The following is a 21460-nucleotide window of genomic DNA, read 5'->3' on the forward strand; positions in this document are numbered from 1 at the left end:
GCTGCGGCTGGCGTTGCGTTCTCTGGGTCCGTCTTCGGCGGATGACAGGTGTAGAAGGTTTATGCGTTGGACGGTCCGTGGAAAGTCGTCGGCTTTGAGATCACCACGTCGCCTTCGGCTCCTCGCGATGACAGAGAATGGAGTGGTCGATTTGGGCCGTCATGTATGGTTGCATTAGTTACATAATAGACAGTTGAATAAGTCTGGGAGGCCGAATTGGCTACTGTTATCGTTGGGATAGTTGTTGGTGTTTGCGGGTTTTTGGTGTCGGCTGGGGGGACTGTGCTGGTGCGGCGTGGTGCGGTGCGGCGGGATTTTGTTGCTCGGCCTGTGGCGGATCGTTATCATCGGACGATCATTCCGCTGGGGGGAGGGATCGCGATATTCTGGACGATGGCGCTGCTGCTGGGAGGTGGGCTGGCGGTTACGGCTTGGGCGGAGGTGCTTGGGCTGGAGAAAATTTTGGGTGAGGGGTTGATGGTGCATCGGGAAGGGTTTCTGGATACGGCTGGGGTGCTGGGCGTCGTGCTGGGATGTGCGGCGGTGCTGCATGTGATGGGGCTGGTGGATGACGTGAAGGGTTTGGGCTGGGGAGTGAAGCTGGGGGTGCAGTTTGCGGCGGCGTTTGCGGCGGCGTATTTTGGTGATGTGCGGGTAGAGCTGTTTATCGAGAGCAGGGTCGTGACGGCGGGGCTGAGTGCGTTCTGGATCGTGCTGATAATCAACGCGTTCAATTTCCTGGACAACATGGACGGGCTGAGTGCGGGGATCGCGTTTATCGCGACGGGTGTGCTGCTGGTGGCGGCGGTGTATTCGGAGCAGTTTTTTGTGGGGGCGCTGGCGATAGCGTTTATGGGGGCGCTTGGCGGGTTTTTATGGCACAACTTTCCGCCTGCGAAGATATTCATGGGGGATGCGGGGTCGCTGGTGGTTGGATTTTTCGTGGCGACGCTGACGCTGAAGACGACTTATTATCACGAGGAGACGGGGGGCGGACTGTATGCGGTGTTTATGCCGTTGGTGGTTATGGCGGTTCCTTTGTATGATTTTATAAGCGTGACGGTGCTGCGGATAAGCCAGGGAAAGAGTCCGTTTGTTGGTGATACGCAGCATTTTTCGCATCGGCTGAAGAGACGGGGGTTGAGCGATGTGCAGACGGCTGGTACGCTGTACCTGGCGACGCTGTGCACGGGAATCGGCGCGATATTTTTGTGGCAGGTGGATATTGCGGGGGCGGTGCTGATATTCGCGCAGACGGTGATGATACTGGCTATAATCGCGATCATGGAAGCGACGGGAAAAGGAAACGCTGAGGGATAGACATGACGAAAGCGGCGGTGAAGAAACGGTTAGAGATCGAGCAAACAGGCGGCGGGCTGAAGGCGGTCGAGTGGGTGGTGATGGCGTGTTTTGCGGCGGTTGTGGGGGTTCGGGGGACGATCGTGGAGAGTCCGCATATTCGGCAACTCGATCCGGCGAACATAGTGGGGAACGAGGGGGCGAGTCTGATCATATCGGCGGTGGTTCTGTGCGGGGTTGCAGTCTGGGTGTTCGGTGTTTGGATGCGCGGGTTGCGGGGGTATCGGCTGACTGGTATGGAAGCGGGGGTTGGATTGTTCGTGCTGGCTGGGTTGGCTGCGACGGCGGCGGCGTCGGATAAGCGAGCGTCGATGACGGATGTGATCACGGTGGTGTGTCCGATGCTTGCGGCGATGGTGCTGGTGCAGGTGATGGATCGCGGGTCGAAGGTGCGGGTGATGCTGTGGGTGCTGGTTGCGGTGGGGTTCGTGAATGCGTATCAGTGCGCGGATCAGTGGATGAGCAGCAATGAGATGATGATCGAGCAGTACGAGGAGAATCCGCAGGTGCAGTTGGAGAAGCTGGGGATCGAGGAGGGGACGCTGGAGCAGTGGCAGTATGAGCATCGGCTGTACAGTAAGGATGTGAAGGGTTTTTTTACGACGGGCAATTCGGCGGGAGCGTTTTTTCTGATGGCAATCGCGGGGGTTGGGACGCTGGCGATGGCTGGTGCGGGTAAGGAGGATCGGCTGCGTGTGCCTGTGTATGCGGTACTTGTGGTTGCGTTGGCTGGGGGGCTGGTGCTGACGCAGAGTAAGGGGGCGATAGGCGGGACGCTGATAGCGGGATTTCTGGCGGCGGTCGGGTATAAGATGGGCGGTCGGCTGAGGAAGTATCGGGGTTTGATCGCGGCGATGGTTGCGGTTGCGGTGTTGGTCGGTGCGGGTGTGATCACGTGGTACGGGATGGAGCATGGGCGGCTGCCGGGCGGGAACAGTATGCTGGTGCGATGGCAGTACTGGGTCGGAGCTGCGCGGATGTATGCGGAGCATGCGTGGGTCGGCGTGGGCGGTGGAAATTTTTCGGATTACTATACGCATTACAAGATAGCGGCGGCGCCGGAGACGGTGAAGGATCCGCACAACTTTTTGCTGAGTCTGCTGACGCAGTACGGGCCGGTGGGGATGATCGGTTTTGCGGCGGCGGTGCTGGGGCCGATGTGGATGGTGACGGGGAGACGCGAGCAGGCGGGCGAGAGGAAGAGCAAGTGGGCGTTGAGTTTGCGGGGTGCGGCCGTGCTGGGCGGTGTTGTTGCAGTGGTGCTGCTGTCGATTCGGCCCGCGGTGTTGAGTATAGAGGGTGCTCGGAATTTGGGGGAACTTTTGTATGGGATCGTGTATCTGCATTTGCTGCCGGTGATGTTTTTTGCGATCGGATTTTTGATGCTTTGGGCGGGAGCGTACAAGGGCGGATGGGATAAGGAGGGGAAGCGGTTGAGCGGGCTGTTGATGTGGTGCGCGATCGCGGGGGTGTTGGCGCATAATCTGATCGACTTTGCGATATTTGAGCCTGGGGTGGCAATGGCGATGTGGGTATTGGTTGCGTGTATGGTGAGTGTGTGGAGGATGGATGCGGCGGGGAAGGAATGGCGGATGCCGGGGCGAGGGCGGAGCAGGTTCGTGGTTGGCGGTGCTGCGTTCGTGGTGTTCGTTGCGGTGATGATTGTGGGTGTGGTCTGGCCGGTGCGTGCGGGTATGACGGTGCAGGAGGCGCTGCGGAGGCCGAGGCAGACACTGGGGCTGCTGGAGCGGGCGAGCGAGATGGATGTGCTCAGCGGGCGTGCGGCGAATGTGGCTGGGCGGGCGAGTCTGCAGTACAGTAAGAATGCACCGAATGAAGAGATCGAGCGGCGGCTGGTGGGGAACGCGATTGCGAGTTTCGAGGAGGCGACCGAGCGGACGCCGGCGAGCTACAAGAATTATAACGGGCTTGCGGAGGCGTATCTGCGGATGGGGCAGATCGATGAGAATGCGAGCGAGGAGTGGCAGCGGAAGGCGTATGAGGCGATGGAGGATGTGCTGGCGCGGTATCCTGGTTCGGGGGAGTATCAGCTTCGGGCGGGAAAGATCGCGGATGAACTTGGGATGGAGGAGCAGGCGGTGGAGCATTACGCGAAGGCGGTGCGGATCGAGGATGCGTATCGTGAGCAGTTTCGGGTGATGTATCCGGGGCAGGAGATATTCAGTCGGCTGGGTGATGAGGGGTACGAGTTGGCGAAAAGGCGGGTAAGGGAGTTGTGCGAGTAGGTTGTCGCGGATGGCAATTGGGCGAGCTTTGTGTTATAATGGTTGGAAGCTATTTCAAAGCTCAGAGTTGTTTTAGCGGGGAATTATTATGGATAGAAGGCAATTTATAAAATCGAGCGGGCTTGTGGCGGGAGCGGCTTTGCAGGGTTCAGTTTTTGCGGCAGCATCGAGGCCGGATAAGAAGCGGCCGAACTTTTTGATGATCACCTGCCATGATCTCGGGCAGCATCTTGGCTGCTACGGTATTAAGGAAGTAGAGTCGCCGAATATCGATCGGCTGGCGAGCAGGGGCGTTCGGTTTGCGAATATGTTTTCGACTTCGGCGGTGTGTTCGCCGGCTCGGGGTGCGCTTCATACGGGCCGATATCCGCAGACGAACGGTCTGATGGGGCTGACGCATGCGCCGTGGTGGTGGAAGTTCAAAAATGGTGAGACACATGCTGCACAGATGTTCAGGAAGGCTGGGTATGATACGTGTCTGTGCGGATTGCAGCATATATTCGGGGCGGGCGAAGCGGGGAGATATGGCTATGATAAAGTGCTGGGCAGGAAAAAAGGTGCTGAAGAAACGGTTCAGGTGTCCAGCGAGTTTCTGGTAAATCGAAAGGCAGATGACAGTCCGTTCTTTTTGAAGGTTGGTTTTTTTGAGGTGCATCGGCGAGGAGGATCGTTCAAACATCGCGAGTATGATCCGGCCAAGCCGGTACATGTGCCGGGATATCTTGCGGATACGCCGGTGATGCGTGAAGATCTCGGGCGTTTCCAGGAAGAGATACGATATTTTGATTCGTGTGTAGGGCGTATACTCGATTCGCTCCAAAAGAGTCAATGTGCAGAGAATACGATCGTCGTGTTTACGTCGGATCATGGGATTCCGTATCCGGGTGCTAAGTGGACGATCCGGGATGCTGGTATCGAGGTTCCTTTGATAATGTATATGCCGGGCGGGGCTTTGTCGGGCGGTAAAGTATGCGATGCAATGATCAGTCATGTGGATGTACTGCCGACGTTGCTGGACATGGCGGAAATCGATAAGCCTGCGAATCTCGAGGGGGTGAGCTTTGCGGACTACCTGGCTGGGCGCAGCGATGCTAAGCCGCGAGAAGAGATATTCGCGCAGTTTACGCCGGCTATGTTTCGGGACAATGAGTCTCGGTGTGTACGGACCGAAAAGTATAAGTTAGTACGATTTTTCTCGGCGGGTAGGTGCGTGAAATACCCGATCGATGTTGACCCGGTGAGGTATGCAATGCATAAGGAGCGGGCGGCGACGAACTGGAAGCCGAGGCCGTTTGTACAGCTTTTCGATGTGCAGAATGACCCGGATGAGCTCAATGACATCGGGGGTGAGAAGGGTAATGCCGAGATAGTGAGGGATATGTCACGCAAGCTTTATGCGTGGATGAAGGCGGTGGACGATCCTATTTTGAAGGGTCCGATGGAGTCGCCTTATTATCGTGATTCAATGGAAGACTTTGAAAATGCCGCTTCAGGATGACAGCGGCAGTTTGAATATCACCTAAAGAATCATAAAAGGGCAAGGCCGTGGTTGCGGTCTTGCCCTTTGGTTCGACTGGTATCGAGTTTTGAGTTTTGTTATTCGCTTGCCTGGGCAAGGATGTCGTCGGGGATGTCGAAGTTTGCGTAGACGTTCTGGACGTCGTCGTGGTCCTCGAAATCTTCCATCAGTGAAAGGATCTTTTTGGCAGTTTCGACATCGTTTACGGCGACGGTGTTCTCGGGGATCATGGAGAGCTCGGCTGTTTCGGTGGGGATGTCGTTTTCCTTGAGTGCAGCGCGGAGGTCCTCGTAGGCGGCGGGATCACAGGTGATCTCGTATATCTCGCCTGTATTTTCCATGTCTTCGGCGCCTGCTGTGAGGGCGATATCCATGAGGTCCTCTTCGGGGATCGCGTCGGTTTTGACGGTGATGAGGCCCTTCTTTTTGAACATCCAGTTTACGCAGCCGCTTGCGCCGAGTGAGCCACCGCGGCGTTCGAAGATCTTTTTGATCTCGGGCGCGGTGCGGTTTCGATTGTCGGTGAGGCCGTCGACCATGACCGCGATGCCGCCTGGTGCGTAGCCTTCGTAGAGGACCTCGACGTATTCGATAGCGCCCAGTTCACCGGTGCCTTTTTTGATGGCCTTTTCGATGGTGTCCTTGGGCATATTGGCGTCTTTAGCCTTGTCGATGGAGTAGCGCAGGGTGAGGTTGGTGGAGGGGTCGCCGCCGCCGGCCTTTGCAGCTACGATGAGCTGTCTTGCGATCTTGCTCCAGAGCTTGCCGCGTTTTGCGTCGTTTGCGGCTTTTTTGTGTTTAATTCCAGCCCAGTGGGAATGACCTGCCATAGTTTTCAACCCTTACAGTTTTAGTGAATCACTTTATTGAGCGGATATGTGAAGATGTCGGAGGCGCCTGCCCGCTTTAGCTGCGGTACGAGGTCGCGTTCGACTTTCACGTCCACGATGGTTTCGATGGCTACGTATTGCTCGTCGGCAAGTGTCGAGACGGTCGGGCTCTTTTCGGATGGGAGTATTTCGAGGAGGTTGTCGAGGTCGGATTTAGCCGCGTTCATTTTGAGGCCGACTTTCGTCTTTGCGTCGATGGCTGCGTTGAGGAGGATCGAAATGTTCTCGATCTTGTGCTTTTTGAAGTCGTCCTGCCAGGCCTGGTTGTTGCAGATGAAGCGTGTTGTGGAGGTCAGGAGGGTGTCGATGATCTTGAGGTTGTTTGCACGCAGTGAGCCGCCCGTTTCGGTGAGTTCGACGATGGCGTTGACGAGGCGGGCCTTGACTTCTGTTGCGCCCCAACTGAACTCGACCTTGACATCGATGTTCTTGTCGGCGAAGTATTTTTTGGTCGCGCTGACGAGCTCGGTAGCGATGATGCCGCCCTGCAGGTCCTCGGGTTTATCGATATCGCCTTCTTCGGGGACAGCGAGAACCCAGCGTGTGGGACGGCTGGTTGCTTTGCTGTATCGCAGTTCGCATATTTCGTGCACGTCGGAGCCGTTTTCCATGATCCAGTCGTATCCGGTGAAGCCCGCGTCGATGACGCCGTCTTCAACGTAGCGGCTCATTTCCTGGGCGCGGAGTAGGATCAGCTCGATCTCGGGGTCGTCGATCTTTGGGAAGTAGCTTCGTTCGTAGCCGGAAATGCTGAAGCCGGCCTTTTCGAACAGATTGAAGGTTGCCTTCTGGAGGCTGCCCTTTGGGATACCTAGTTTGAGAACCTTGTCAGACAAAATATGTTCCTTTCTTCTTTTCTATTTCTTGCGAGACTTTTTCTTTTTAGTTGTCGCCTTTTTGGCGGTTTTCTTTTTAGTGTCGGACTTTTTTTCAGTCTTTTTTTTGGCAGTTGTTTTCTTAGCGGTCTTTTTCTTAGTAGCGGGGTTCTTTTTAGTTGTTTTTTTCTTTTTGGCCGTCCGTTTTTTGGTGGTTTTCTTTTTGGGGGCCTTTAGCGATTCTTCTGCCTGGAGCCTGAGGAGCCAGTAGAACTCGAAGGCATCTGCTGCGGAGATGCGTCTTTCGAGGAAGCCCTCTATGTCGTCGAGGTCGGATTCAGGGTTGACGAGTTTTTCGCTTTTGAGGTAATCGGCGATGATCTGGTTTACCGGGATCGCGTGTCCGCCGATGGCTGTGAGGAGCGTATAGCTCTGGGCGAACCTGGAGAGGCCGACCATTTCTTCGAGCTCCTTTTTGGCCTGGCGTTTGCCTTCTTCGGCGAGTGGTTCGAGGGTGACGGCATGATATTTTGCGAAGATTGCGCCGAGTCCGTCGGGCAGCGACTTTGCGACTGCCTTGATCTTGTCGTCGTTCTTCGATTTGAGCACATCGTTTATTTCTTCCGGCCGGGAGACGCGCAGGTCGTTGTAGTCGACGAAGTGCGACTGAATTTTTTTCAGTGCCTTTTCGGCGTCCGCGAGAGTGAGATGTTCGGTGAGCACGCCGTCAACGACCGCGTCAAGCGGATCGTCGTAAGTGAGCTCGGGGACCTTGAGGTCACTCTTTTTGAGGGAGCGGAAGAGTTTTTCGATTTTTTTTGCGTATGTATTGCTGTCTTTCATTTTTCGCACTGCCTAAAAACTATTGGGGGTCGGTGCTTTCATCTTCGGGGGCGTTGAGTTCGTCTTCTTCTTTGAACTCTTTTGCGGCCTCTTCGATGACCTTAAGTGTTTCAATTGCGCCTTTGATCTTGATGTCTCGGTGGAACCGGAGTTCGGGGGTGAATCGTGTTGTGAGTTTGTCGCTGAGGAGCCTGCGGATGTGTGCTGCGGCGCCTCTGATGGCCTTGAAGGCCTTATTTGAGACCTGCTCATCTTCGGACATGATGCTTAGGTAGACTTCGGCTGTGCGCAGGTCGGGTGCGACATCAGTCTGTGTGACGGATATGATGATGCCTTCGATGCGAGGGTCGCTGAGGCGGTTCTGGATCGCGTCGGCGACGACCTCTTTGATTATGCGATTTATTTTTTCCTGTCTGCGTGTGGGCATTCTGCTGTACCTTTATATGATCCGATAGCAGAGAGAGTTTAGTAAATGGTGCCTGTCCCTATTTATCGTCACTATTTATCTGGTCGCCTTTTTGTTAAAGTTCGCGTTTGACCTCTACGACTTCGAAAGATTCGAGTACATCGTCGACTTTGACGTCGTCGAAGTTTGCGATCTTGACGCCGCACTCGAGGCCGGCCTTTACTTCGCGTACATCGTCCCTGAAATGTTTGAGTGAGTCGATGGAGCATTTGTCGCGGATGACGATGTTGTTGCGGATGAGGCGGACCTTGGAATTTTTCGTAATCACGCCCGATTTGACGAAGCAGCCGGCTATCGTGCCTATGCGGCTGTGTCTGAAGGTGTCGCGGACGATGAGCGTGCCGAGAACCTTTTCTTCGTATTCAGGTTCGAGCATACCGACCATAGCGTCTTTGAGGTCCTCGGTGATGCGATAGATGATGCTGTAGAGCCGGATGTCGACGCCCTTGGATTCGGCAATGGAACGGGTTTTTTCGTCCGCGACGACGTTGAAGCCGATGATGATGGCTTCGGAGGCTTCGGCGAGAACGACATCACCTTCAGTTATGCCGCCGACAGCAGCGTGCAGGATGTTGATCTTGACTTCGTCGGTGCTGAGCTCGCTGAGGTACTTGATGAGTACGTCGACGGAGCCTTGTACGTCGGCCTTGAGTATGAGGTTGAGTTCCTTGATGTTGCCCGCTTCGATCTGGGTGAACAGATTGTCAAGTGTGACCTGTGATCGCTGCGAGAGAGTCTTTTCGCGTTCGAGTTCGAGGTTCTGTTCGGCGGCGTTTTTGGCCTGGTTGATATCTTCGAGACAGAAGAAGCGGTCACCGGCGGTGGGTACTTCGCTCAGGCCGGAGACTTCGACTGCGTATGATGGAGTTGCAACCTTGATGTTCTTGCCGTAGGAGTCCTTGAGGGTACGAACGCGGCCGTAACCGTTGCCCGCGAGGACGACGTCGCCTTTTTTGAGCTGTCCTTCTTTTACGAGCAGTGTTGCGACTGGGCCCTGGCCGTGGCTCATCTTGGACTCGATGACCCAGCCTGTTGCGGGGATCTTGTTGTCTGCCTGGTAGTCCTTGAGCTCGGCGATGATGTCGAGGTGCTCGATGAGGTCCTCGATGCCTTCGCCGGATATTGCAGAAGTTTTGACGACTTCTGTGTCGCCGCTCCACTCGGCGGGGGTCAGGCCGTGCTCAGCTAGCTGGCCGTATACTTTGTTAACGTCGGTTCCGGGCAGGTCGATCTTGTTGAGTGCAACGATGATCTCCACGTCGGCTGCTTTGGCGTGGTGAATGGCTTCGATAGTCTGCGGCATGAGGCCGTCATCGGCAGCTACGACGAGTACGACGATGTCGGTCATGTTAGCACCGCGGGCACGCATAGCGGTGAACGCTTCGTGGCCAGGCGTATCAAGGAAGGTGATCTTTTTGCCGTTCCAGACGATCTGCGAGGCCCCGATGTGCTGAGTGATACCGCCAGCTTCGCCGGATGCGACGGAAGTGGAACGGATCTTGTCGAGCAGGCTTGTCTTACCGTGGTCGACGTGGCCGAGCATGGTGACGACAGGGGGTCTGCGTGTGACGTTTTTCTTTTCACGTTCTTCGAACTGTTTTTCGATGAGCTCTTGTGCGCTGTGTTTGCGTTCTACGGAGAGTTCTGTGCCGAAGTCCATGGATACGAGCTGTGCAACCTCTGTTGAGATGGTCTGGTTTGCGGTAGCCATGACGCCTTGGGCCATGAGTTTTGCGATCACGTCGCCGGTCTTGACTGCGATTGCAGCGGAGAGATCCTTAACGGTGATCGGTTCGCTGACGGTTGCGTGGTCGGGTCTTTCGGCCTGGCGTTCTTCTTCGGTCTTTTTCCTTGTTTCGATCTTACGTGAAGGTTTTACGCGTGAGCCTGCACCGCTTGCGGCGGCGAGTCTGGCCTGTCGGTCGGCCATGTCCCTGGCGCGCATTCGCTTTTGTTTTTTGCGGCGCATCTGCTCTTCGGGCGTTTCAGCGGGAGTGCCTTTACCGCGTTTTTTGCTTTTCTTACCCTTGACCGGCTGGGGCTGGGAGGGCATGAGCGGTTCGGTGACCGGCTGGTCGTATCTGGGCTTGGAGGGACGGCCGGGCTTTCTGCGTCTTTTGCGTTCGGGTTCGGGCTTCTCTACACGAATGACTCTTGGACCTGAGAGCTTTGCGGGCTTTGGCTTTGAGAGCATTGGTCCCGCGGGTTTGACGGGCTCGGGCTTTGGAGGCTCGTGCATTTTTATCTTAGGCTTTTTTGGAGCCTTCTTTTCCGGGGCCGGTTTTTCTTCTGCCTTCGGTTCGGCGGGAGCCTCGGCCGCTGGTGCAGGTTCAGTTTCTGTCGGTTCGGCGGGAGCTTCTTCGGCCTGGTCAGGTTCTTCTACCTCTTCGGCAGTCGGCGCAGCTTCGGGTTCGGCGGGTGCTTCTTCTGTCGGCGCAGCTTCTTCAGGGGCCGTTTCTGTCTCGGTTGGCTTTTCGGGTTCTGCAACTACTTCGGGTTCGGTTACAGGCGGAGCCGCTTTGGGCTTTTCTACCCGGACCTCTTTGAGGTCGACTCTTCCGGCATGTTCCACGGTTGTGGTGTGTTCACCTTCGGAGAACCACTCGCGGATGGTTGCGGCCAGGCCTACAGAAATAGTAGACATGTGGTTTTTGATGTCGAGGCCTTCTGCCTGACATTTTTCCACGATGGCCTTACTCTTTACGCCGAGTTCTTTTGCCAGATTGTGAACTCTTGTTGTTTTTGCCAAACCAATCTCCCGTTATACTAAATTAGCAACTAATACGGTTGCTTATAAACCTTCTTTACTGCGGCAGATCTATGCCGAGGCCCGGCTCGGTGTCTTCATCTTCGTCTTCGTCTTCTGTACGGGCCTGTTCCTGTTCGAGGATATCTTCTGCCTGCTTCTTTTCGGAAGCTATTTCTTTTGCTACGTTTTCGGCGAGTTCGACTGCTTTTACGGCAGTGTCTTCGTCTACGCCGAGCTCTTCAATGAGGGGCTCTGATCCCACTTCTTCGAGGTCCAGCACGGAAATGATGCCGAGTGCGAGGAGTTGGTCTACGAAGCTGTCGTCTACGCCTTCTATAGAAGTAACGCATTCAGCGAGTCGTTCAACCCCGGCATTGTACTCTTCAGGAGTGAGAATATCGATGTCCCAGCTAGTCAGCCTTGCAGCGAGACGGACGTTCTGGCCGTGCTTGCCGATTGCGAGGCTGAGCTGATCCTCGGTAACTACGACGGTTGCGCGGCCCAGTTCGAAGCATATAGCGATTTCGCTGACCTCGGCGGGCTTGAGTGCGTTCGCTATGAGTGTCTGTGAAGAGTCGCTCCATCGGACGATGTCGATCTTTTCGCCTGAGAGCTCGTCTACGATGTTCCTGATGCGGCTGCCGCGTACGCCTACGCATGCGCCGACTGCGTCTACCTTGTCGTCGTGGGATTCGACGGCGATCTTGGTGCGGTAGCCGGCTTCGCGTGCGAGGGCCTTTATTTCGATAATACCCTCTGTGACCTCGGGCACTTCGAGTTCGAATAGTCTTTTGATGAAGTCAGGGTGAGTTCTTGAAAGTATGATGCGGACCTGGCTGGAGACTTCGCGGACGTCGAGGATCATGCAGCGTAGGCGTTCGCCGACGTGGTGGGTTTCGCCGCCGATCTGCTCGGATTTGGGCATGATGGCTTCGACGCGGTTGCTGAGGTCGATGACCATTGTGCCGCCCTCGAAGCGTGCGATGGATCCGTTTACTGCTTCGCCCTTGCGTTTTACGTATTCTGCGAAGATGGATTCGCGTTCGTCGGCCTTGAGTTTCTGTATCATTACCTGCTTTGCGGTCTGGGCGGCGATGCGTCCGAACCTTTTGACGTCGAGCTTTTCGCCGTCTTTGTATGCGGTTATATTGCCGTTGTCGCGGTCGATAAAGACTTCGATCTCGGTTTCTTCGGAGGTGCTGAATGCTTTGCGCGCAGCAGAGACGAGAGCGGCTTCGAGGTCGGCAAAGATGGACTCTTTGTCGATGTTCTTATCCCTGGCGATATTTTCGACGATCCTTATCAGTTCCTGACTCATATTATCTTTTACCTCATGGTTAAAATAAAAAAAGTGGAAACATTCAGGTTCCCACTTCCAAGAACTGCACCATTCCACCGACGGTGCAGAGGCCGAGCATGTTTTTCTTATCGCTTAACGGGCCATTTTATATGCCTTTCCACGACAGAAACAACAAGACTCGAGGTCCCTGAATATCCTCGCCTTGACGGCATGGCCGCCATGGGCAACGTTCAAAAGCGCGCAACAGTTGTGACAAGCAAACTTATGCACGACTGAAAATTCCTACTTTCTTCATCTTTCGCGTTCCTCTCTTGACGAGTACAAAAGTCGAAAGCTGCGGCAATCCAGTATGGGCGCAGCTTCCAAAAGCAATCCGCATTATAACGCAAGTGTCTTGCGTGTCAATAAATATCAGAAATTTATGATTTTCGGCTCTTAAAAACTTTTTCGCATGCCGACCAGTTGGAATCGATGTTCAATTCCCGTCCGTGCCGGGTACTCCAGCAGCAGGAATGCGGCTCGTAAATCTATAATATATTGAGAGTTACGAACGATTGGAGGGGGTGGTTCGTTTTTTGTTGTCGGCGGCGAGGGCGGGGTCGGAATCGGCCTTGTACGGGTCGAATTCAAGCTGCATCTGCTGATCTGCGATGTCGGTTTTGAGCAGGCGGACCATGTAGTCATCATGGCTGGGCCAGCAGGGTTCGATGGGCTTGTTGTCGAGCAGAGCGTCGGCGATGTCGGTGAGCCATGCTTCTTCTGGGCCGAGGTCGGTGGATTCAAGCTGTTTTTTTATCATTCCGGATGCGAATTTGCGGGCGAGGGGGGTTATGTTTACCATTCCGGCCTTGACGCTTTCGACGTTGAGGGTCAGCAGGCCCTCGTCGTCCACGCGGGGTTTGCTTAATATGGATATCATGACGGGGACTTTGCCGATCTGTACGGGGGCCATGAGTGTGACCTGGCCCGGTTCGAAGAGGACGGCTGGGGTGGATATCTGAGCGCCGTCCAGCTCGATGGGCCATTTGAAGCCGAGCTGGGATTCGTTTGCGATGACGTCGTTGATATTTTTCTGCTGGACGATGAGCTCGAACGGCTTGCCGTTCTGGACGCTGTTGTACCAGGTTTCGGCGATGTCGTGGGTGAGGAATGTGCTGACGCGTTCGGTTCGGCGGGGCGGGGCAGGTTCGTATTTGTCGCTCTGCCAGGTAAGTAAAAGGAAGCCGGAGGCGGATGCGATCACCAGGAGCAGGACAGCGATGAAGCTGTACCGCAGGATGGGGTGTTTGCGTTGTTTTGGTGCTGGTTTGGTTTGCGAGCTCAAATTGGACGTCCTTTTATTATTTGTGACTTGCCATGCATGAGTATGTGATTATAGTGGTTTTACGACAGATAGGCAAATATGTGCCTTGAAGCAGACAGGAATTTGCGGACAAAAGCGTATTTTGTCGACGTTCAGGTCTGCTTTGTGTTTTTGAAGAGAACCTCATCAAGAAAGGAACTGCCAGTGGCAAGTCATTTTGGCGACAGACTTTGTGTAGCAGTTGAGAAAAAGAGAACACCCCTTGTAGTCGGGTTGGATCCGGTATATGACAGATTGCCGGCTGAGATCCGTGAGCATCCGGAGATGAACGACTCTGAGGATGCGGGTGCGGCGATAGATGCGGTAGCGACCTTCTGCAATCGGGTGCTGCACCTGGTGGCGGGCAAGGTTCCTGCGGTAAAGATAAACAGTGCCTATTTCGAAAAGTATCTTTGGGAAGGTGTTGAGGCATATTATGCGCTGGTCAGTGAGGCAGAATCGCTGGGCGTGGAAGTTATCGGCGATGTCAAGCGCGGCGATATCGGGCACACGGCGGGTCTTTACTCGCAGGCTCATCTGCAGAACCCGATCATGACGGGGCTGGAGGATATTATCACTCCTGACGCTATTACGGTGAACGGTTTTGCCGGTGCGGATGGGATCGTGCCTTTTGCTGATACGGCCAACGCCGAGGGCAAAGGGGTATTCGTGTGGGTGCGTGCGAGCAATCCATCGGCGGGCGTAATACAGGATTTTGCGGACGCGGACGGAGTGAAGATGTATGAGAAGCTGGCCGAGGTCGTGGGCGAGATCGCGAAACAATCGGAACGAACAGGCGAGCGCGGCTACAGCAATGTCGGAATGGTTGTCGGCGGGACGAGCCCGGAGGCGACGACGGCGCTGCGTGAGAAGTATCCGGAGATGTGGATACTGGTACCGGGTTATGGGTCGCAGGGCGCGACGGCTGCGGACTGCGTGCGGTTCTGTAATAAGGATAAGATGGGCGCGCTGGTCAATAGCTCGCGTTCGATCATATATGCGTACGACAAGCCGGAGTATCAGGAGAAGTTCGGCGGTGACTGGGAGAAGTGCATCGTGCAGGCGGTTGATGATGCGAATGCGGAACTTCGCGAGGCGATCGGGTTGTAATTGGTCTCAGGTGCGGCCGCGACAGGCGGAAGCTGTGCTTAAAGTGCCAGTGAAAAGCGTTGGCTTTGAGATTGCCACGTCGCTACGCTCCTCGCAATGACAAAATTAGGAGTCTCTTCGCGACGGCTTTTTTATGCTGGGCCCGCCTGCGACGGATGACAGATTGATTTGACAATTTGTTGTTTTTTGATGCTGGCTTTTGATATGGATCGTGAAAGTTTACGGGGTAAGACAGTTGTTGTTATGGGGCTTGGCCGGTTCGGCGGGGGGGTTGACAGTGCTGTTTTTGCGGCCCAGGCGGGGGCGAATGTGATTGTGACCGATCTTGCGCCCAAGGGTGCGCTGGATGCGGCGGTGAAGCGGCTGGGGGAGTATGAGAATATTTCGCTGAGCCTGGGCGGGCATGTTGAGCGGGAGTTTGCGACGGCGGATGTGGTGATCGTCAATCCGGCGGTGGATCCGAGAAACCAGTATGTCGAGCTTGCGAAGCGGGCGGGGGCGGTGGTGACGTCGCAGATGGAGATATTTTTTCAGCTTTGTCCCGCGAAGATAGTTGGGATCACGGGGGCCAACGGCAAGAGTACGACGACGGCGCTGACATATCATATATTGGACAAAGCGGCGGGGGCGGCGGATAAGAAGTATCGCAAGGTGTGGCTTGGGGGGAACATCGGAAATCGGCCTTTGCTGGGTACACTGGGGGAGGTGGCGGCGGAGGATGTGGTGGTGCTGGAGATTTCGAGCTTTCAGGCCGAGCAGCTTGATCGGATCGGGGCCGCGCCTTGGGTTTCACTGCTGACGAATTTGACGCCGAATCACCTGGATCGGCACGGGACGTTTGCTGCTTACTGTGCTGCGAAGGAGAGTCTGTTTGCGAATCAGGAATTGAGCGAGGATGAACCCGCGGTTTCGATATTCTGCGGGGAGGATCCGGTGGCGATGAAGCTGTATCATAAGTACGAAGGGCAGGCGGGGCGGAAGTGTGTGACGTTTAGGGCGAAGGATGTGCATAAGGGGGTGCGGGAGAGATTTCGGCTTGCGGGGAGGATGAACCTGACGAACCTTGCGGGTGCGATGCGGGCGGCGGAGCAGTTCGGGATCGGGGAGGAGGCGGTTGCGAAGGTGATCGGGGGGTTCGAGCCTTTGGCGCATCGGCTGGAGTTTGTGGGGCGAGTACAGGGTGTGGGATATTATAATGACAGCATCGCGACGACGCCGGTGAGTACGATGGCGGCGATAGACGCGTTCGATGAGGAGAAGGTGCTGATCGCGGGGGGGTATGACAAGAACATACCGTTCGAGGAGCTGGGGCTGAAGATCGCACGGAAGGTGAAGGCGGCGGTGCTGATCGGGCAGACGGCGGATTCTATTGCGGAGGCGATAAAGGCGGATATGAAGGCGAAGACGTTGGTCAGGGTGGTCGATTCGCTCAAGGAGGCGGTTGAGTGTGCCAGTCGGCTGGCGGAGCGGGGGGACGTGGTGCTGATGAGCCCGGCGTGTGCGAGTTATGATATGTTCGACAATTTTCAGCAGCGCGGGGAGCTGTTCAAGGAATACGTGGGGCAGTTGCGGGGGTGATCGTTGAGTGTTGCGGTGGTTGGGATTCAGTTATGATTGTGTTGGCTGGTCGGTGAGGGGCTGTTCGGTTTGCGGTTTTGGGGTTTGTTTTTGGGTGAATAGTTTGCGGACTTCGGGGCGGGTGAGGACGCGGTACATCCAGAGGACGAATAAGAACAGGCAGAGCAAGTATGCCATGATATAAAACAAAGGGCGCTGGAAGATTTCGGTGTTTACGGGTGTGAGCTTGTATATGTTATATTTGATACTGATCGCGATGATGCTCGGTATGTATATCATGTAGAACCAGAGGATGACGAGTATGAAGGTGCGCCAGCCGGAGCTGAGGGTTAGCAGTCCACAGCCGGCGAAGAGTGTGATTATGCCGATGATCGGTGTGATGGGGCTGTTCTGGAAGCGGGTGACGAACATTGTGAGGATCCGCAGGACTCCATCAACGATGAATAATGCGGCGATGATCTTCAGGGAGAGCGGGCGTTTAATGTGTTCGGTCATTATGGGCTCCTCGGTTTGATAGAGTTCAAGAGCTATTATAGTGTATCACGGGGGAATATCAAGTTTTGTTATCGGTTATGTTTGGGCGCATGAAAAATCCCGATCCGCCTGGTGACGGACCGGGATTTGCTGTTTAGCTGAAGCGTTCGTAGAAAACGCTTCGTGTCAAGCTGCCGTTAGCGTGGGTCTGCGAGGCAGGTTGGGATCTCGCGGCAGTTGAGCCAGGTGCTTGCGAATTCGGCGAAGTCGTTGATGTCTACTACGCAGTCATCGTTGAAGTCGAACTGGAGGCCTTCGTCGTCAACGCACATTGTGCCTTCGTTGAAGTCGAGGTATTCGTAGCCGATAGCAGTGTCGCTGATCGGATAGCTGTAGAGCTTGACTTCGTCGAGTGTACCGTTGAAGGGCCAGTATAGCTGGCCTGTTTCGGTGTTGACGTCCTGGACGCCGAGCAGCAGAGGCGAGTTGTTCTCGAGGGGGCTGCCTGAGACGCTGGTTTCGCCTGTGAGTAGGCCGTCGACGTAAACCGCGAGTCTGCCGGCATCGGCGTCGTAGAGGCCTACGACGAGGTGCCAGTTGTTGTCGTTGACGTCGGTTCCGGAAGGTGCGTAGAGGCCGCCCGCTTCGCGGAGAATGACGCCGCCGTTGCTGTACTGCTGATAGAGGCTGAAGCCCTGCTGGGTGTCGGTGCTGTTGCGGTCGTTCTTACCGATGTAGCCCTGGTAGCCGCCGCCGTCCTTTTTGACCCATGCGCTGACGGTGAAGCCGGTTGGGTAGAAGTTGAATGCGTCGACGCTGTTCTGTACTTCGACGTAGGTGTCAGCGGTGAGTTCAAGGGCCTGGCCGAAACCGTTGACGCCGGTGACGTAGCTGAATGCAGGGTTGTCGCCGTCGGCCTGGTTGGGGTCGGTGGCGATGCCTGTGAAGCCTGCGACTTCGTCGATGAGGTCGCCTTCGAAGTCCCAGTGTGCGACGAGGCGTTTTGTCATGAGGCGTGCAGTTGCGGATTGGATCTGGTCGGTTGTCTGGTTGTTGGTTGCGACTGCAAAATAGCGGCCTTCATCGGCTGCTGTTGCGCCAGTGATGGTCAGGGTCGAGCCTGAAGCTATGTAGGTGTCGTTGGTGATGGTTCCGTCGACGTATTTGTACCAGTCAATGTTGTCGGCGTTTTCGGTGGAGACTGTGAATGTTGCGTCTGCGCCTGCTTCTACGAGCTGGCTGACGGGGTCAGTTGTGATGACGGGGATTGCTGGTGTCGTGGTGAATGTCCATTCGTAGCCGTCGATGTTGCCGGGGTCGCCTGGTGGGTATGTTCCGCCTGCGCCGTCAGCGATGCCTTCTTCGACCTTCCATGTGTAGGTGGTGTTGTAGTCGAGTGTGATTGGGCCGTAGGAAGCAGTTTCGCCGTTAACGGGGATTTCGGTGATGTAGTACATGTTGGGGTCGCCGGCAGCGTTGTTGATGTTGCCGTAAAGATAGTGCTTGTTTACGTCGGGGTTGATCTCGGTGTCGGATATCTTTGCAGTGTTCCATTCGAGTGTTACGTTGGTGCTTACGAAATCTTCGGCTGGGCGTGGTGTGGGGTTGTGAGCCTTGTCGAAGTTTTCGATGAGTTCGAAGCCAGCGATGTATGCGTAATTTCTGGCGCTGGCATCGGACATGACGAGTTCGTATGTTTTCGTGGAGTCGAGGTAGACGACGGTTTCGTATGGTGTTGTGCTTTTGATTATCTTGCCGAAGTCGTATACAACGGATCCGCCCTGTTCCTGCAGCTTGACGTTTTCGGGGACGTTGTAGATGTCGCGTACCCATTGCCAGTATCTGAGGGTGTAGGTGGCGGATTTTACGCTTGAGAAAGTGAGTGTGACGGAGCCGCCGCCTGATGTTTGTCGGATGTAGTCGTAGAGCAGGTTGAGTTCTGGCAGGCCGTCGAGTTCACCGGCGCTGTTGCCGTTTGTCATGTGCGAGGCCGAGCCCGTCGACGAGGTGACGTGGAAGTCCGCACCGTCGATGGTTACAGGCGTGTCAAACTGTACGCTTGTAAAGCCAGACTGCAGATCCTGGTCTGCCGGTCCGAAGTCGAGTCTGTAGACCTGTTCGGCGTTGACAAAGCCAACGAGGCCGATAACGAGGGTTAGTAAAGCGAGTTTCTTCATCATTGTGCTACCTCCATAAAAAAGGAACAAATTAACATTCTGGTTATACATAAAAATTACTTACAGTGTCAGTCTTCGAAAATCAGTATTGGGTTGGCGATCTTTGCCCAACATGAAAGCGAATTATTGTTGGTTCCGTCAGTGCTGATTATGGTCAGGAACCTGTCTTCGGGGTTTATGGGGATGTCGACGAGGACGCCTGGTTGGCCTGGTTTGTAGTCGATCTTTTCTAATCGGAGTTTTCCGTCGACGAGAATGTGGATGCTGGAGGTTATATTCTTTTTGCTTTTGAGTGCATCCGGTGAGATACCATAGACGCCGTTGAATCGGGTCAGGGGTTTGCCTCTTCCTTCGCAGCGGTTTCGAATTGCGTTGAGGTCGAAGGTAATGCCCTGATTGGGATGTATGCTTAGAGCGGAGGTCGGATCGTAGGGGTAATCGGCAGGAAGCTGGAAATCATCTTTCCACTTTGATTTGAAAATGCCTCTCCAGAATCGGCCGTTGGTTTTTGGGCATTCATTGAAGATGAGTCCTGTTGAAGAGATCACTGCCGGGGCCATGTCGGGCTGGGGTGAGAAGACTCCGTCTATGTACGAATTTTCGAGCAGAGAGTTGAAGGTTCCGTTAGACTGTTTCATGTTCTTGCCGTCCGGTGGGAGAAGCCAGCCGGTTGTGGAATCGAAACCATTGTTGAATCGTCCGGTTCCTTCGTTGAAGCCGCCTGCGACGATGTCGGCGAGATTTACGTTTTCACCTCTCCAGACAAGGTTTTGCTGTGAGTCTATGTCACGAGCGAATGTTCTTTGCTTGCAGTCAATGTTATAAACCTGGCCGGTGGCGGGATCAACGGTGCGGGCCTGCTGCTGGGTGACTTCGCGGCTGGATTTGTCTTTGCCGCGGCCTGCGACCAGGACCGTTTTTCCGGTGATGACATGGAGTTCCACTGTTCCGTTTGAGGTTGCTTCGATGCCGAACTCGGTTCCGAGGTCCATGATCTTTGAATCTGCGGTAAGGACCGTGAAGCCGCATGCCTGGGGCGGTACGAAGGAGTAGAGTCTGCCGAGTTTGAGCTGTATCTGGTCAGGGGTGATGATGTCTATGTCGGCGGGCCCTTCGAGGACGACTTTGGCATCGTTGTCGAAGAGCAGTTCAGCGAAGCCGCTTTCGAGGCGGATGCTGTCGTCTCGTGTTTTCAGTCTGTCGCCGGCTTTGAGATTGGTTGACCATTGTGCGTCGATGGTATCAATTATGGTTGCGACTTCTTGTTGTGCGAAGTGCTCGGCTATGAAGATTCCTGCGATGAGGAAGAATGAGGCGGCGAGGGAGGTGACGGCAGTTGCGATTGCGAACTTGCTGATCTTTCTTTTGGCTGCTATGGGTTGTTGCCTGGGGCGCACGATCTCGGCGGATCCATTTTGATTTTTTTGTGTAGGCTGGTTTTGCACTACGGTTTGGGCGGAGCGTTCTTGGTCCAGCAGTTCACGCCAAAGCTGCATGTCTGTTGCAGGCGAGGTGATCGGCTGGGAGTCATTTTCGGGCAGTTCAATGTTGCCGGTGTCGCAGAGGAGCCCTTTGAGGCATTCGTTGAGCTGGATGTATTCGAAATAGAATGCCCTTGCCTGGGGCTGGGTCTGCAGCATTAGGTCCAGTTCGCGCATGCCTTCGGCGTCGATTCGTCTTTCGGCGGCGTTGTCGATAAGAACCTGGAGTTTTCGTTGATCTTTCTTTGACCAGCTCACAGCAGCCCCTCATGCTTTATTTTTTTGTTTACGCAACGCATAAGGACCTCTTTTGTTCTTGTGAGAGTCCTATATATAGCTGATGCGGAGGTCTGGAACTTATCCGCGATGGAATTGACGCCTATACCGTGGCGGTATTTCATGTCGATGACCCTGTGGTCCTTTACGGGTAATTCGCTGAGGCATTTTTTTAGGGCCTTTAGTTTTGGGGCCGTATCCTGAAGTGCGTGGTCAGCTTCACCGCTGAGGATCTCGAGTGTTTTTGGGCTGAGATGTGGATGGTTTTTCTTTTTTTGGCGGCGAAATTCGAGAATCCTGTATCTGGCGACTGTGGAAGCCCAGGCTGCGAAATTGGTTCCGATCTCGAATTCATCGAATCTCTGCCAGAGCATGGATGTGGTTTCCTGCATTACGTCTTCGGCATCCGAGGAATCGAGTATCTGTGAATGTACGAACGAACTGATGCTGTGGTAATTTGCGGTTAGCAGGTCCACGAATATCTCGGTTTTACGTCCGTTTTGTTTTGGCATACTCGGGTTCATATTTGAATAATACTGCAACTCTATTCGCCGAATTCGGTCGAACTTGATATGCGATTTATATTAGTCACGTTAAGTTAGGTAAGTTTCTGGTAAGAATTATCGCGCAAATTGAAATATTTTTTATCTCAGCGAGATTTTTTGTTCGTGATGATGTTATTTTGAGAGAGCGTGAGCGGAAATTAACGATAGAACAACTGCTGTGTGATGCCTTATGTCAGTACTAATGCGGAGGAATCATGCGAGAGATCATCTTTTTGCTGGTAAATCGCGGGTGTCTTTAGAGAATGCTGAACGGTGCAAAAAATCTTGCG

General features: G+C 54.6%; 16 protein-coding genes. 5 read left to right on the forward strand and 11 right to left on the reverse strand.

The window, feature by feature from the left end; genetic code table 11:
- Nucleotides 1-216: 216 nt before the first annotated feature.
- From STSP2_RS03885 to STSP2_RS03895, 3 genes are all read left to right on the forward strand, one after another.
- Nucleotides 217-1320 carry an MraY family glycosyltransferase gene (locus STSP2_RS03885; RefSeq protein WP_146660028.1) on the forward strand — a complete coding sequence of 368 codons (1104 nt, stop codon included), beginning with the start codon at nucleotides 217-219 and terminating at the stop codon, nucleotides 1318-1320.
- 17 nt (nucleotides 1321-1337) lie between these two features.
- Complete coding sequence (locus STSP2_RS03890; RefSeq protein ID WP_169852961.1) at nucleotides 1338-3605, forward strand: O-antigen ligase family protein; 2268 nt, start codon at nucleotides 1338-1340, stop codon at nucleotides 3603-3605.
- Nucleotides 3606-3693: 88 nt separating this feature from the next.
- Complete coding sequence (locus STSP2_RS03895; protein WP_146660032.1) at nucleotides 3694-5103, forward strand: sulfatase family protein; 1410 nt, start codon at nucleotides 3694-3696, stop codon at nucleotides 5101-5103.
- A gap of 98 nt (nucleotides 5104-5201) precedes the next feature.
- Here the strand turns inward: STSP2_RS03895 and STSP2_RS03900 are convergent, their stop codons facing one another.
- The 7 genes from STSP2_RS03900 to STSP2_RS03930 all read right to left on the reverse strand — a co-directional run bounded on the left by STSP2_RS03900 (nucleotide 5202) and on the right by STSP2_RS03930 (nucleotide 13511).
- Nucleotides 5202-5954, reverse strand: a complete 753-nt coding sequence (locus STSP2_RS03900; RefSeq protein WP_146660034.1) for a YebC/PmpR family DNA-binding transcriptional regulator — start codon at nucleotides 5952-5954, stop codon at nucleotides 5202-5204.
- Nucleotides 5955-5974: 20 nt separating this feature from the next.
- The gene (gene hisG, locus STSP2_RS03905) at nucleotides 5975-6850 is read right to left on the reverse strand and encodes an ATP phosphoribosyltransferase (RefSeq protein WP_169852962.1); all 876 of its coding nucleotides are present in this window, start codon (nucleotides 6848-6850) and stop codon (nucleotides 5975-5977) included.
- A gap of 21 nt (nucleotides 6851-6871) precedes the next feature.
- Entirely contained in the window at nucleotides 6872-7672 is an 801-nt protein-coding gene (locus tag STSP2_RS03910; RefSeq protein WP_146660038.1) for a hypothetical protein, read from the reverse strand.
- Between the two features lie 19 nt (nucleotides 7673-7691).
- A complete protein-coding gene (gene rbfA / locus STSP2_RS03915) occupies nucleotides 7692-8099 on the reverse strand; it encodes a 30S ribosome-binding factor RbfA (RefSeq protein ID WP_146660040.1) in 408 nt (135 codons plus the stop codon).
- A 94-nt stretch (nucleotides 8100-8193) separates the two neighbouring features.
- Complete coding sequence (infB, locus tag STSP2_RS03920) at nucleotides 8194-10887, reverse strand: translation initiation factor IF-2 (RefSeq protein ID WP_169852963.1); 2694 nt, start codon at nucleotides 10885-10887, stop codon at nucleotides 8194-8196.
- A gap of 55 nt (nucleotides 10888-10942) precedes the next feature.
- The gene (gene nusA, locus STSP2_RS03925; RefSeq protein WP_146660044.1) at nucleotides 10943-12205 is read right to left on the reverse strand and encodes a transcription termination factor NusA; all 1263 of its coding nucleotides are present in this window, start codon (nucleotides 12203-12205) and stop codon (nucleotides 10943-10945) included.
- 526 nt (nucleotides 12206-12731) lie between these two features.
- A complete protein-coding gene (locus tag STSP2_RS03930) occupies nucleotides 12732-13511 on the reverse strand; it encodes a hypothetical protein (protein ID WP_146660046.1) in 780 nt (259 codons plus the stop codon).
- Nucleotides 13512-13694: 183 nt separating this feature from the next.
- Between STSP2_RS03930 and pyrF the strand changes: the two genes are divergently transcribed.
- Nucleotides 13695-14639: an orotidine-5'-phosphate decarboxylase gene (gene pyrF / locus STSP2_RS03935; RefSeq protein WP_169852964.1), complete on the forward strand. Its 945-nt coding sequence runs from the start codon at nucleotides 13695-13697 to the stop codon at nucleotides 14637-14639.
- Between the two features lie 204 nt (nucleotides 14640-14843).
- Entirely contained in the window at nucleotides 14844-16217 is a 1374-nt protein-coding gene (gene murD, locus STSP2_RS03940; protein ID WP_169852965.1) for a UDP-N-acetylmuramoyl-L-alanine--D-glutamate ligase, read from the forward strand.
- Nucleotides 16218-16247: 30 nt separating this feature from the next.
- On the opposite strand, the gene STSP2_RS03945 is transcribed toward murD, so the two are convergent.
- The 4 genes from STSP2_RS03945 to STSP2_RS03960 form a co-directional block, all read right to left on the reverse strand.
- Nucleotides 16248-16712 (reverse strand): hypothetical protein, encoded by a 465-nt coding sequence (locus STSP2_RS03945; RefSeq protein ID WP_146660051.1) that lies wholly within the window; start codon nucleotides 16710-16712, stop codon nucleotides 16248-16250.
- A gap of 176 nt (nucleotides 16713-16888) precedes the next feature.
- Nucleotides 16889-18871: a LamG-like jellyroll fold domain-containing protein gene (locus STSP2_RS03950; protein ID WP_169852966.1), complete on the reverse strand. Its 1983-nt coding sequence runs from the start codon at nucleotides 18869-18871 to the stop codon at nucleotides 16889-16891.
- A gap of 65 nt (nucleotides 18872-18936) precedes the next feature.
- Complete coding sequence (locus tag STSP2_RS03955; RefSeq protein ID WP_146660055.1) at nucleotides 18937-20607, reverse strand: hypothetical protein; 1671 nt, start codon at nucleotides 20605-20607, stop codon at nucleotides 18937-18939.
- Nucleotides 20604-21137: a sigma-70 family RNA polymerase sigma factor gene (locus STSP2_RS03960; RefSeq protein WP_169852967.1), complete on the reverse strand. Its 534-nt coding sequence runs from the start codon at nucleotides 21135-21137 to the stop codon at nucleotides 20604-20606. The genes STSP2_RS03955 and STSP2_RS03960 overlap by 4 nt, the downstream gene beginning before the upstream one ends.
- Nucleotides 21138-21460: the final 323 nt, after the last annotated feature.

The sequence above is a fragment of the Anaerohalosphaera lusitana genome (assembly GCF_002007645.1).
GTDB classification, from domain to species: Bacteria; Planctomycetota; Phycisphaerae; order Sedimentisphaerales; family Anaerohalosphaeraceae; genus Anaerohalosphaera; species Anaerohalosphaera lusitana.

Bases quoted from the DNA above. Each gene is read 5' to 3' on its own strand.
- STSP2_RS03895 (WP_146660032.1), top strand. From the start codon at position 3,694: ATGGATAGAAGGCAATTTATAAAATCGAGCGGGCTTGTGGCGGGAGCG.
- STSP2_RS03900 (WP_146660034.1), bottom strand. From the start codon at position 5,954: ATGGCAGGTCATTCCCACTGGGCTGGAATTAAACACAAAAAAGCCGCA.
- STSP2_RS03910 (WP_146660038.1), bottom strand. From the start codon at position 7,672: ATGAAAGACAGCAATACATACGCAAAAAAAATCGAAAAACTCTTCCGC.
- rbfA (WP_146660040.1), bottom strand. From the start codon at position 8,099: ATGCCCACACGCAGACAGGAAAAAATAAATCGCATAATCAAAGAGGTC.
- nusA (WP_146660044.1), bottom strand. From the start codon at position 12,205: ATGAGTCAGGAACTGATAAGGATCGTCGAAAATATCGCCAGGGATAAG.
- murD (WP_169852965.1), top strand. From the start codon at position 14,844: ATGGATCGTGAAAGTTTACGGGGTAAGACAGTTGTTGTTATGGGGCTT.
- STSP2_RS03945 (WP_146660051.1), bottom strand. From the start codon at position 16,712: ATGACCGAACACATTAAACGCCCGCTCTCCCTGAAGATCATCGCCGCA.
- STSP2_RS03950 (WP_169852966.1), bottom strand. From the start codon at position 18,871: ATGATGAAGAAACTCGCTTTACTAACCCTCGTTATCGGCCTCGTTGGC.
- STSP2_RS03960 (WP_169852967.1), bottom strand. From the start codon at position 21,137: ATGCCAAAACAAAACGGACGTAAAACCGAGATATTCGTGGACCTGCTA.